Source organism: Bacteroides sp. 3_2_5 (assembly GCF_000159855.2).
Classification (GTDB): domain Bacteria; phylum Bacteroidota; class Bacteroidia; order Bacteroidales; family Bacteroidaceae; genus Bacteroides; species Bacteroides fragilis.
Window position 1 is genome coordinate 407,784 of record NZ_JH636045.1, and the last position, 13,727, is coordinate 421,510.

At 46.1% G+C, this 13,727-nt stretch carries 7 protein-coding genes; 1 reads left to right on the forward strand and 6 read right to left on the reverse strand.

Going from position 1 to position 13,727, the window contains the following annotated elements; genetic code table 11:
• Positions 1 to 154: 154 nt before the first annotated feature.
• Complete coding sequence (gene gpmA, locus BSHG_RS03185) at positions 155 to 901, reverse strand: 2,3-diphosphoglycerate-dependent phosphoglycerate mutase (protein WP_005789269.1); 747 nt, start codon at positions 899 to 901, stop codon at positions 155 to 157.
• 156 nt (positions 902 to 1,057) lie between these two features.
• On the opposite strand from gpmA, the gene BSHG_RS03180 reads away from it, so the two are divergent.
• Positions 1,058 to 3,400, forward strand: coding sequence for a PDZ domain-containing protein (locus BSHG_RS03180; protein ID WP_008661106.1), 2,343 nt, complete (start codon positions 1,058 to 1,060; stop codon positions 3,398 to 3,400).
• Positions 3,401 to 3,540: 140 nt separating this feature from the next.
• Here BSHG_RS03180 and BSHG_RS03175 read toward each other — a convergent pair whose 3' ends face one another.
• The 5 genes from BSHG_RS03175 to BSHG_RS03155 form a co-directional block, all read right to left on the reverse strand.
• Complete coding sequence (locus tag BSHG_RS03175) at positions 3,541 to 4,995, reverse strand: ATP-binding cassette domain-containing protein (protein ID WP_008661109.1); 1,455 nt, start codon at positions 4,993 to 4,995, stop codon at positions 3,541 to 3,543.
• Positions 4,996 to 5,136: 141 nt separating this feature from the next.
• Positions 5,137 to 6,651, reverse strand: a complete 1,515-nt coding sequence (locus BSHG_RS03170; protein WP_005789275.1) for an arylsulfatase — start codon at positions 6,649 to 6,651, stop codon at positions 5,137 to 5,139.
• Positions 6,652 to 6,666: 15 nt separating this feature from the next.
• A complete protein-coding gene (locus BSHG_RS03165; protein WP_008661112.1) occupies positions 6,667 to 8,223 on the reverse strand; it encodes a beta-N-acetylhexosaminidase in 1,557 nt (518 codons plus the stop codon).
• A 100-nt stretch (positions 8,224 to 8,323) separates the two neighbouring features.
• Complete coding sequence (locus BSHG_RS03160) at positions 8,324 to 10,189, reverse strand: RagB/SusD family nutrient uptake outer membrane protein (RefSeq protein ID WP_005789279.1); 1,866 nt, start codon at positions 10,187 to 10,189, stop codon at positions 8,324 to 8,326.
• Between the two features lie 14 nt (positions 10,190 to 10,203).
• On the reverse strand, positions 10,204 to 13,641 hold the full coding sequence (locus BSHG_RS03155; protein WP_005789282.1) for a SusC/RagA family TonB-linked outer membrane protein: 3,438 nt from the start codon (positions 13,639 to 13,641) through the stop codon (positions 10,204 to 10,206).
• Positions 13,642 to 13,727 lie beyond the last annotated feature (86 nt).

The following is a 13,727-nucleotide window of genomic DNA, read 5'->3' on the forward strand; positions in this document are numbered from 1 at the left end:
GTAATGGTTTTGAGTTCACCACAGATTACACAGAGTTCCACAGAGATTATTTTCTCCTAATATCTTATAAACAAGAAATTAAAGTTCTGTGAGATTCCGTATAATCTGTGGTGAGTTGTATTCATTTCTAAACATTTACGAGGTCTCTCTCCTCTTATTTTTTCTTTCCCTGGTTGGCAACCGCTTCCATCAACTTACGGATTTCTTCGGGATCACCCAGGAAATAGTCTTTTTCCAGATTCAGTTCGTCACTGAACTCAAATACGTAAGGGACGGCAGTCGGCAGATTCAGTTTTACGATCTCTTCATCGGAGATGTGCTTCAAGTGCTTGATGATGCCGCGCAAACTATTTCCGTGGGCAACAACCAGAATTTCATCAGCCGTTTTCAGATTCGGGAAGATGATACACTTCCAATAAGGCATGATACGTTCGATGGTATCTTTCAGAGATTCTGTCCGGGGAAGTTCCGCATCGGGTACTTCCTGATAACGATTCTCAAAACGGGGATTTCTCGGATCGTCTTCCGACAGGGCATTGGGAGCTATATCATAACTCCTGCGCCAGATAAGCACCTGTTCATCCCCGTATTTAGCGGCTGTTTCGCTTTTGTTCAGTCCTTGCAGATCGCCGTAATGTTTTTCATTCAGGCGCCAGCTTTTCTCTACCGGAATCCAGTCCTGATCCATCCGGTCGAGTACGCAATTCAGCGTTTTCACCGCTCGTTTAAGGTATGACGTATAAGCTTTATCGAAGTTAAATCCATTCTCTTTCAGTAGTTCGCCTGCTTTACAGGCTTCGGCAATTCCTTTTTCTGTCAGATCGACATCTGTCCAACCGGTAAAACGGTTCTCTTTGTTCCATGCACTTTCTCCATGACGGAGCAATACAATCTTTTTCATTCAACTCTCCTTTCTTTAGGTGTTTACTATAGAACATTTGTACTGAGTACAAAGTTCACGAAACTTTTTCTAAATATCTATGCTGAAGTATGCTGATAAAAGTTACCTTTGTACACTGTAAGTAACCTTTTTATTTAATTCCTAAATGAACAACACATGAGAAAGCTCTTTTTTCCATTACTACTATTCGTATCCGGTCTGCTATCCGCCCAAACAGAGATAACACTCTATGTATCACCTTCGGGCAGCGACCATCATCCCGGAACAGCGGAAAAGCCGATGGCTACTTTAGAATATGCCTGGAAAAAGGCCTCACGGCAGGCCGGCCGGCGTTCCATCACCATCTACTGCGAAGGCACCAACTACCTGTCCGCTCCGATTCTTATCACAAACGAGACTTCGGGCACACCCGAACATCCGATCCGTTTTTCTTCGTATCCCGGACAAAAGGCGGTCATCAGCGGTTCGCGTATACTCCGGAACCTGCGTTGGAAAGAGTATAAAAACGGTATCATGCAGGCCAAAGTGGAAGAAGAACTGATCCCCGACCAGCTCTTTGTGAACGGGAAAAAACAGATATCGGCACGGTATCCGAATTTTGATCCGGATATACGCATCTTCAACGGATATGCAGCTGACGCCTGCTCACCCGAACGTGTGAAAAACTGGAGTAACCCCGCGGGAGGTTATCTGCACGCCATGCACAGCAGAGAATGGGGAGGCTACCAATACAGCATCGAAGGCAAAGACGCCAAGGGCGAACTGATACTGAAAGGCGGATTTCAGAACAACCGCCAGATGGGTATGCACCACACCTACCGCATGGTAGAAAACATCTTTGAAGAGTTGGATGCCGAAGGGGAATGGTATTTTGATAAAGAAACCCATACACTCTATTTCTATCCGCCGCGAGAACTCGACCTGCAAACCGCCTTGTTCGAAGTGCCGCAGGCAGAAAACCTCTTTATCCTGAAAGGAAAAACCGGAAGTCCGGTCCGTCACGTATCCGTAGACCATTTGGAACTGACACAAACCCTGCGCACCTTTATGAAAACCAATGAACCCCTATTGCGCAGTGACTGGAAAATCTATCGGGGAGGAGCCCTGATAATTGAAAATGCCGAAAAATGCTCTGTAAACGGCTGCTACCTGCACGATATAGGAGGCAATGCTATCTTCTTCTCCAATTATAACCGCAACCACCGTGTCAGCCAAAATCATATCACCCGTATAGGAGCCAGTGCTGTTTGCTTTGTAGGCTCTCCGGATGCCGTCCGTTCCCCTCTGTTCGAGTACGGAAAGTCGCAAACCTGGGAGCAGATGGATAAAGGGACAGGTCCCCTCACCCCCGACTATCCCTCAGACTGCCTGGTGGACGACAATCTGATTCACTCGATCGGAGAGACAGAAAAGCAGGGAGCCGGTATCCAACTATCTATGTCCGCACGAATCACCATCCGTAACAACAGTATTTACGACCTGCCCCGTGCCGGCATCAACGTCAGTGAAGGTACCTGGGGAGGACATCTGATAGAAGGAAACGATGTGTTCGACACCGTACTTGAGACAGGCGACCACGGGTCCTTCAACTCCTGGGGACGCGACCGCTATTGGCATCCCGACCGGAATGTGATGGATGAATTCGCGAAAGAACATCCTCAAATGGTATTCCGGGACGCTACCGAAACGACTGTCATCCGCAACAACCGCTGGAGGTGCGACCATGGATGGGACATCGATCTGGACGACGGTTCTTCCAACTATCACATCTACAACAACCTCTGCCTACACGGAGGATTGAAATTGCGCGAAGGCTTCGCGCGAACGGTGGAAAACAACATTATGGTCAACAACACATTCCATCCGCACGTCTGGTTTGCAAACTCTCATGACATTTTCCGTCATAACATCGTCACGACTCCCTATCGCCCCATTCAGGTAAACGAATGGGGAAAGGAAACAGACACTAACTTTTTTGTCACCAAGCAAGGACTGGAACAGGCACAAAAGAGAGGAACGGACCTCCATTCACTTTACGGTGATCCGCTCTTCATCGCTCCTGAAAAAGGAGACTACCGGGTAAAAGAAAATTCGCCTGCCTTGAAGACGGGGTTCCGGAATTTCGATATGGAGCACTTCGGTGTACAATGCCCACACCTGAAAGCTTTGGCGGCTACTCCGAAATTGCCGGTTTTCAAAATTCCGGAAGAAAAGCCGGAGACGGTACAGACGTATTCGTGGAAGGGGTTAACATTGAAAGAGGTGTCGACCGAAGGAGAACGTTCGGCCACGGGGCTCGACAAAATACGAGGCATACTGGTAGTGCAGGTCGAAAAGGGAATAACCGCCCTGCAAGCCAACGACGTGATTCTGCGCATTAACGGCAAACCGGTAGATAACCGGACGGATATGGAAACCGAGATCCGGAAGTCACCCGAAGGCAATAAGTTCCGGATCATCTTCTTCCGAAATCAGAAAGAAAATGCGGTAACGATGTAAAGACATACGACAACAGGTACCAATGTTGTCTATTTGCAAAAAAGGCAGTCATCACACGGACAGGAGTTTTTTTTCCATATCCGCCACCCAAACGACCGATAACACAGGTTGGAGAATGACAAAATAAAAAACGGTCACGCTCAACGATTTCTTTTCAGGAAAAGGCGGTCGGTGATGGTAGAAGGGAGTTCCGATTCGTAATGGGTTACCATAATCATCGTCTTGTCCTGCCGACGGCAAAAAGCTTCGATAATCTTTTTCACCCGCCGGCGATTGTACGTATCGAGTCCGTGCAGCGGCTCGTCCAGAATAAGCAATTCCGGATCTTTCACAAAAGCACGGGCCAATAATGCCAGGCGCTGCTCACCGCTCGACAGCTGAAGAAAAGGTTTGTCCTTCAGAGCCACAATGCCGAACACATCCATCCACCACTCGCAGGCAGCCATCTGGCTTTCCTGCGGGCGTTTATACAAACCGATGCTGTCATGCAATCCAGAAGCCACAATCTCAATGGCCGGCAGATTTTTGAGATAGGCACGGTGCATTTCGGGACTAACGTAACCGATGTGTTTTTTAATCTCCCAAATGCTTTCGCCCGTACCCCGCTTACGTCCGAAAAGACTGATGTCACAGGCGTACGACTGAGGGTTGTCCGCACAAACCAAACTGAGCAGTGTAGATTTACCGGCACCGTTTTCTCCACTCAATGCCCACTTTTCACCCCGGCGGACTGTCCAGTCGAGCTCCTTCAGGATGGTGCGGTCATCATAACGAATACTTACCTTATTTAATTTTACCACCTCCCCGGAGTCATAGTTTGCTCCGTCATAAGGTAATCCGGCTATACGCTGTTGCAGTGCGTCCAGGACTTCGACCTCATCGGTCACACAAAATGAAGCCAGATAAGCCTCCCTTTCCATTTTCGGAAGCACGTGCAGGTCTTCTACCGGAATCACATGGGTAATGAACGAAGGGATATCATCGAGCATCGAAAGCACAAGAATGATTTGCACGGATGACAAGCGGGTGAGACGTTCGAGCAGCGAGAAAAGCAATTCACGGGTAGGTGCATCCAAACCGATAAAAGGATTGTCCATAATCAATACCTGGGGAGCTGTCAGGAGGGTTTTAGTCAGTTGAAATTTACGTAATTCGCCACTGGAAAGAAGAATGATCTTCTTGTCCAACAATGGCTCGATGTGGAAAAGTTCGAACAATTCCTCTTTCAGTCTTTCATCCTTGATCTCTCCCAACATCTCCCGCACCGTAGGGGCATCTTCCTGATCGTGGGCATTCCAGCGTTGCTGATAGTAATAGTTGGCATCCGCCGCCCCATAGGTGTCACGGAAAGCAATATATTTCACGTTATCATATACCGTCCGGGTAGAAGAAGGAGAAAAATCGTAGTCCAATGTACCCTCACGCAAAGGATATTTACCCAAAAGCGTGTCTACAAACAAGCTTTTCCCTCCCCCATTGGGTCCTACGATGGCGATATGTTCGCCGGTAGCGATTTGTGCTGTGACAGGTTGTGCCAAACGCACAAGCGGGTTGCGTGCCACGCCACCCGCTATATTGAATGTGTATTGTTCCATAATCCTATTTCATTATTGGGCGGGGCAAAATTATACCAAAATCCGCACAAAGAGACAGAATAATGCTAAAAAAACAATCTGAACAACCTATTATGTACTTTTATCATCAGATACTCAAACAGTTTTAGACCTATGGTCCCATCAGAACCTGAATTTGGGATTCTCCGGCTCGGTATGCGACTTTTCCATCAACCTCGTCAGTTTCCGAACGATATCGGGATGTTCGGCAGCCACATCATGTTCTTCCCTGAGATCACTCTCCAAGTCATAAAGCTCCATTGTAGAGTTGCCCTTACGGATGTTGTTGACAATTCCTTTCCACTTACCCATGCGAATGGCTTTGAGGCCGATTGTGGGATCGGGATATTCCCAATACAAATATTCGTGTTCTTTCTGGCGTTCCGTTTCGCCAAGCAAAGCAGGCAAGAAACTGATGCCATCGGTCTCCGGACAAGCAATGTTTGCGATATCCGCCAAGGTAGGCATCACATCCTGAAATCCGCAGATATGATCGCTCTGGGTAGACGGTTTGATTTTCCCGGGCCAGGTGACAATAGCAGGGATACGTATTCCTCCTTCGTGAACAAAACATTTTCCCCAACCATACTCAGACCTGAAAGGGCCTCCACTGTCGAACCACGGAGAATCGCTACCGCCATTAAAAGTCGGTCCATTATCGGAAGTAAACATGATAACCGTATTGTCGTACAGACGTTCCTTCTTCAGCTTCTCTATCAACTTGCCTATTTGCTCGTCAAAATAACTGATCATAGCAGCATAAGTCGCATGCGGATAGCGACAAGGCATATATCCGGCTTTTCCGATGTAGGGGGCTTCGTCTCCAAACTTCCCGACATAATACTTCACCCATTTCTCCGGTGCCTGCAACGACACGTGCGGTAGCGGAGTAGTCCACATCAGGAAAAACGGTTTCTTTCTGTTCTGCCCGACAAACGAAATCAGTTCATCGAAAATAAGATCATTGGCATACTCTTTCTGCGAGAACTTGGCATAGGCGGCTTCATCACGGGGGTCGGCTCCTGCATCCAGCTTGGTCGTGTGAGGATCGAGCACTTTATTGGCCAAGTATACCCGGTCTTCATTCTTATACAAAAAGGCGGGGTAATAACTGTGTGCCTGCCGCTGGCAGTTGTATCCGTAGAAACTGTCGAATCCCTGTTTGTTGGGAGTACCTTCCGTGCCCGGAGCCCCCAGTCCCCATTTTCCAAAGCATCCGGTGACGTATCCGGCTTGCTGCATCATTCTTCCGAGAGTCATGGTATGGGCTTTCAAAGGATACTGCCCCTCCAAACCGGGATGTACATACATGGAGTCGTAATTCATGATAGCGCCCCGATAAGCCATTTCATCATTAGCCCGGATTTGCGCATGTCCCGAGTGCATACCTGTCATCAACACACAGCGGGCGGGTGCCGAAACGGGTGAACCTGTGTAATGCTGTGTGAAACTGATGCCATCCTTATACAACCGATCGATGTTCGGTGTTTCTATTTTCTCCGAACCATAACAACCGATATCCCCGTAGCCCAGATCATCCATTATGATATATATTACATTGGGTCGAGATTCTTTCACCTGGCTTTTGGCCGATAAAGCGAAAACGGACAGTCCGATATAGATTTCTATTCTTTTCATGATTAGTTTCTTTTTTTAGTCCCATTTATAATTTGTACCCGCATCTTCCTTCAATGCAGGCCCGAATGAATACCCCTGCTGTTCAAACCACAGTTGCTTAGAGAGTACTTTGCCATAAAACTCATCAAAATTTTCCGGATTGCCGGAATGCCACATCTGCTCGGCAAGTGCGAGAATACGCGGAAAGACCCGACGATCGATCATGCTTTCCGTCACCCCGTCGTCCGTCCACAAGGCAGAGCTCATTCCGAGAATAAGCGGATTTTCCTCCCGGGGCCTATAAGAAGGATTACGCAAATACACATCTTCCAGATCGAAAGTGCGAGCTTGAGTATATCCCTTCCAGGGGGTAAGCGGGAAGTTCAGATACGTATAATAGTTTGTACCGCAAATCACCGGATAATTATGTCTGACGGCATTCTTCAAGGCCAGATCCCGGTGTCCTCTCCAGTTCCACCACTGTATCACCACATTGTCCGGCAAGGGATAGCCGTCTTTGTAAATCACATCTCCCCAAAAGATGGCCTTCCTCCCTTTTTGTTTCAGATAATCGGCCATCTGGGCCGAAAACCACAATTGTAGGTCATGACTGTCTTTTAGTTTTTCTTTTTCAATCCGTGACCGGCAATCGGGACATTTATCCCAATTCCCTTTAGGTGCTTCGTCGCCTCCGAGATGAATATAAGCGGACGGAAACATCCGGCATACTTCGTCCAACACATTCTTCAGGAAGATGAGTGTACTGTCTTTTCCCGCACAAAATATATTCTGCGTAAATCCGCTTTGGGGAACCTTTACCGCAACATTGAAACATCCCAGCCGGGGATATGCATTAAGTGCCGCTTCGGCATGTCCGGGCATGTCAATCTCGGGAACAACCGTAATGCCCCGGTCCGCCGCATAGCTGATGATCTCTTTCACCTCTTCTTGGGAGTAGAAGCCCTGCTGTTCCGGCCCCTGCCCTACAAAAGCTCCTATACGGGTCAGGAACGGATAGCGTTTTATTTCGATGCGCCAGCCAAGTCCTTCGGTCAGATGCCAATGAAAGTAATTCATCTTCAGCATCGAAGCCATGTCGATATATTTCTTGATCGTAGACACTTTCTGATACTGGCGTCCGGAATCCAGCATAAAGCTGCGCCATTTCACTCGTGGGAAGTCGGTGATCTCGACACAAGGAAATATCAGTCCTCTTTCCTCACCCGTGTTCCATTGCCTCAGACTTTGAATGGCATAGATAAAGCCGGCATCATCCGCTGCCCCGACAATTATTCGCTCAGGCGTCACACGGATGCGATAACCTTCTGCCGGCAAAGTAACATCTTTTTTCCAGGAGATGTGGCTGTTTACCTCCTCTTTGCACCATTCCACGGCGCTTTCGGGCACCAGTTTTTCATAAAACAAACGTATGAAAGAGCCGGGAGACTCCTCTGCGTACATTCGTATTTTACCTTGAAGCCGTAACCGGCCATCTGCCCTTTCTATTTTACCGGGGGTAGGCATGATGATTTGTCCGGACAAGTCGATGGAATATGAACACAGGGAAAGTAGTATTAAAATCAGGTATTTCATTTAAATGTAGTATTTTGAGTGCAAAAACTGTCCAAAGATAAGATTTTCTCCGGACAGTTTTTTATCACACGGTTAAAACCATTTGTCAATCAAACATTTCCTACTTTATTCCGTCATCCCAACCCGGATTCTGTTCAAGCTGAGGATTCAGCACCCTTTCGTTGCGGGGAATAGGATTCAGGTAATAATAATCAGGCCAAGTATGGTTCTGTGCAGGATGAAATTCAAGATAGCCTTCCGTTCCTCCACCATCGACAGTCACTTTTGTTCCGGCCGGAAAATCCGATGCTTTGACGTACATGCCCAGTTTCTTCTTCAATGCATAATGACACTTCTTCCATCTCCGCAAATCGTCGAACCTGAATCCTTCGGAAAACAATTCAATGCGGCGTTCGCGGCGAATCTCCCACAACAAGGGATTTACAGCATAATCACCCGGATAAGCAGGGTTACCCAAATCACGTTTAGGATCGAAACTGTCGTTAATTTCCGCCACCTTCATAGGAGCCACGTTAGCACGGCTACGCAATTTATTTACCGTCCGATCGGCCACCGACTGATCGAATTCACCTAATTCACACATTGCTTCAGCATAATTCAGCATCACCTCTTCCACCCTGAACAGTGGCATATCGGTCTCTTCATTTCGCTGTGATCCCATTGACAGATATGTACAATAATATTTCCAGTTATTATAGCCGAAAGCTGACTTGTACCAAGGCTGATTCTCCAAATAAAAATCGAAATGCGGGACTGCTCCCAGGATACCCCCGTCATAGCCTTGACGGAAAGGTAAAGTTTTTTGTCTCTCTTTAGCACTGCCATAGCCTATCCCCAAACGGATATTCAAGCTATCGATGAAACTTCTGTCCTTGGCAACTTCGGTAAATTGCCATTTATTACCCCAGGCATCGGTAGAAGCCGAACGGTCTATTCTGTACGGAGGAGTCACTTGCAACCAGAGTCGGTGATCCCGGCAACTAAACTCGTCATACATATCTTTGTCTCCCTTATATAACGGACTATTCCAACGGGTTTTACCATCCGAACAGAGATAACTGTCCACCAAGTCACGGGTCGGATTATAGTACGAGGCTCCTGTGGTTCCTCCGATACTAGTAGCATGTATTACGTTTTCCGCATTCGAGAACTCCCGATAGAGTATGACTCCGGGGACATCCTTCAATTCAAGCGAACAAAAAAGATCATCGTAGTTGCTGCAAATCTCGGGGAAACTATTCATAACTTCGGCAGACACCCGCTTACATTCTTTCAGATAAGTTTCGGCATCATTCAATCCGTGATATTTCCTCCATGTACCCTCAAAAAGACAGAATCGTGATATAAAGGCTTGAACGACTGCTCTATTAATCGTATTATTACCATCTCCGTTAACATTAATATGCTGTTCGGCATATTGCAGGTCTTCAAGAATATGCTTCGCAATTTCATCTCTGGATGCACGGGGCCCATTAATCAGCTCTGTATCGTTATCACTCAGCACACGGTCTATCCAAGGTACTCCACCATAAGCAGACAGCAATGAGAAGTAGCGGTATGAACGAAAGAAATATCCAACACTTTTCCAATGTGCCTTCTCGGCTTCAGTCATCTGAGAGCTGTCTATCCGCCCCAACATCAGATTGACACGACGAATAAAGGCATAATAGTCCCATGCTGTATCATTCCGCTTATCGGGTACAGTGACCAGTCCTCTGATCCAGTTGCTCTCACTGCTTCCACGAGTCTGATTGTACGAGATATCATCTGTCGAGGTATCACCGTATCCTAATTTCGGCAGTGTCTCATACAATCCCCAGGCGTATGCCTTGAAGTTGTCATACGTCACAAAGGCAGTCTCTTCCGTCGGGTTGCCCAACGGATACCTTTCCATAAAATCATTGTTCAGGCAACCGGTAAAAGCGATCGCACAGAATATAAACAGGGCAAATGTATATTTCTTCATACTATTTCGGTTATTTAGAATGTGACATTAAATCCAAGTGAGAACTTCTTCATAAACGGATATTCCCATGCTCCTTTCGAAAGCATATCAGACTCCAGACCTTCCGGCAAGTGATCCCATGTGTGAAGGTTTTCTCCACTGAAAAATACCTTGACCTCATCGAAGCAAATCTGCTTAGCCCAGGTTTTAGGCAAAGTATAGGATAAGGTGATATTTTGCAACTTCAAGTAAGCCGCATTAGCCAGATATTTGGTCTGCTTCCAGCGGTTCGAAGCAGTATTCACGCCGTTGTTTGCATATACCCTTGGGAAATAGGCATCCGTATGCTCCGGTGTCCAGAAGTCAAGGGTTTCCTTAAACAGACTTCCCCACGTTCCGGTAGGCCACGCAATCTGATCGGTACGCCAAAAGTCACGTTTGCCCACACCACGAAGAAAGACAGAAAGATCGAACCCTTTCCAACTCAAACCTGCATTGATGCCATAATGGAAGCGAGGTGTAGAGTTACCGATGATACGTTGGTCGCCCGGATCGTCCGCTGTTCCTTTTCCACTCCATATAGTGCTGGCATCATCATCAAAGTTTTTATAAAGTATATCACCCGGATATACTTTCCCTACTCCTTTAGGAATAGGAATGCCTTCTTTAAGCGTTCCGTCGGCATTGAAATCATCTTCTCTATAAAAACGATCGGTTACATATCCCCATATTTCACCAATCTTCTGCCCTTTGCGATAGGTGCCCAGCAAGTTGGTCTCGTTGTTAAACTTGGTAATTTCACTCTGCGAATCGTAAAGATTGAATCCGATACGATAATTGAAATCTTTGATACGGTCTCTCCAGTTCAATTCCAGTTCCCAACCATAAGTTTTCAAATTCGCAGCATTCTGCTTGGCAGCAGCCACTCCCACAACCCACGGCAAATCCATTCCCGGTGCCAACATACCTTTTGTATCACGCCGATACCAATCGAAAGTACCATTCAGGCGATTATCAAAAAATCCGAAGTCAACACCGAAGTCGAGCGTATATACTTTTTCCCAGGTGAACGCACTGCTGACCATAGGCGGAGTGGACAAAGTCGTAGGTCTTTGACCGTCTACCAGCCAATTGGTAAGCCCTGGAGCCATCTCCGGTATATACGGATAATTGTCCGGTGAGCCGTCTGCCAGCAAAATGATCTGATTTCCGATCGATCCCCACGAAGCACGAAATTTAAAGTTGGATAGAACATCGCGTGTCGCTGTCATAAAAGGTTCTTCCGAAATGCGCCAACCTGCCGAGAAAGATGGGAAGAACCCAAAACGGTTGTTTTTAGGGAATCGTGAAGTTCCGTCATATCGTCCGTTAGCTTCAAGCATGTAGCGATCCTTGTACGAATAATTCACACGGTAAAAGAGTCCTCTGAGGGCATATTCGTTAAAGGTATCCGTTGCCGTTGTGGTCCCGGTAGCTCCCGATATGGACGGCAGGTTACTCAACAATACATCTTTCCTTTCCGTCCACTGTGATTCCGCATGATTCTCTTCCTGGTTGAATCCACCCATAACACTTATATGATGATTACCTATTGAAAAGTCGTAATTAGCAAATATATTGATTGCATTATAGTTAGTAAATCCCTGTGTCAGCGCATACCGTGTATTTTCCGTGTTATTCAGGACACCGGTAAAGTTCATTCCGATGTATTTATACTGGTTCACATACATGCGGTTGTAGTTCGTCACCCGGTTGTACGTATATTCACCTGTTATCTTCAAGTTTTTCAGAGGCGAAATGATGATACGTCCCAAAGCCCGGAGATCCGTCTTTTTAACAATGCGTGGTTCCCCATAACGGATGTAAGTAGCGGAAGTTTCAGCCGGATAAATAATACCATCCTCTTCATAAGGCGATATATTCTGATAAGAAGGAAGTTGCATGGCACTTCCCCAAATTCCGTTTCTACCGCCTTGCTCCACTTTGTTCTGGGTAGAATTGGCATACCGTATATCCAATTGAGTGGTCAGCCATTTGTTGACCTCCACACTCAGGAAACTTGAGAGATTGGCACGCTCATACCTGTCTTTATCAGTAATAAGGATTCCGTCTTCATTAGTGTATCCCAAACCGATACGATAATTCGTTCTTGAACTTCCTCCCGAAACTGAAAAACTATGATTTTGCATAAAGCCATAATTATCCATCATATCGGCAAACATATCGTTCTCTCTCATCAGAAACAGGTTCCCATCTTCATCGAATACATATCCATTGGGATATTGGGAAGGATTAGCCATATAATCACGTATATACGTCTCCCATTGAGGAATATTCTTACCGTCTACATACGTGTCATTGGGCCATCCCATCTCTTTATATGCCAAGATGGACTCCAACGGACCGGCTTTTTGTGGCAGCTCCAATGCTTTCGAAAACGAGAAATTATTATTATAATTGAATTTAGGAGCCATGTCCTTTTTACCTTGCTTGGTGGTAATCAAGATTACTCCAAACGCAGCACGTGCTCCGTAGATAGCTGCAGAAGCGGCATCTTTCAAGACCGAAACCGACTCGATATCCTGCGGATCGATCATATTGATATCCATCGGTACATTATTGACCAACACCAGCGGACCACCACCGTTGATAGAAGTGGTTCCTCGAATATTGTATGATAGATTGTCACCTGGAGTACCGGTCGTTCCCTCTATTTTTAATCCCGGAACCACCCCTTGCAAAGCTGCCGTAACATTTGTTATCGGACGATCTCCTAATGTTTCCTGTATATTAACTGCTGTAACTGCTCCCGTCAGATTGATCTTCTTTTGTGTTCCGAAGCCGACAACCACTACTTCATCCATCAATTGTGAATCTTCTTTCAACTGAATGACGAAATGAGTTTTTCCATTGGTACTGACCTCCTGAGGCAAATAACCGATATAGGTAACCTGCAACTTACTGTTGTCAGAGACCTCCAATGAAAATTCTCCCTCAAGATTGGTAATCGTGGCCTGCTTACCGCCTACAGCAAGCACATTCGCTCCTATAAGAGGTTCGCCGGTAACGCCCGTCACTTTACCCGTTATCTTTTTCATCTGAGTAGCTTGCCCGGCAGCAGCTTTCTCTTTCTTCTGCTCAACAGGAGTAATGACTATATGCTCAGCCTCATAACGGCAAGTAAACCCGGTATTCTTCAAAAGAGCATCCATTACAAAAGACAGTTCCTTGTCTACAAAGTTGCCTTTAATCTTCCTATTTACATCCAGTCTGGTCTGATTGTATGTAATACTCAATTGAGTCTGCTCCTCAATTTGTTCGAATACTTTTTGCAAAGACTGATTGTTGCCATACACGCTTATCCGCTGATTTTGCCCGTACGCAGTGTTATAAATGCATAAAGCGAGAAGTAAAAGAACTATTTTATGAATTTTTACGGATAGAATATTCCTTAATTTGATTTTTAATTTCATAATTTTGTGAGTTAATCAATTAATACTGTTTAAAGTCTCTAAAGGTTAAAAAGTTTTTGATTGATTTCGGGGATCGGAAATGGGTG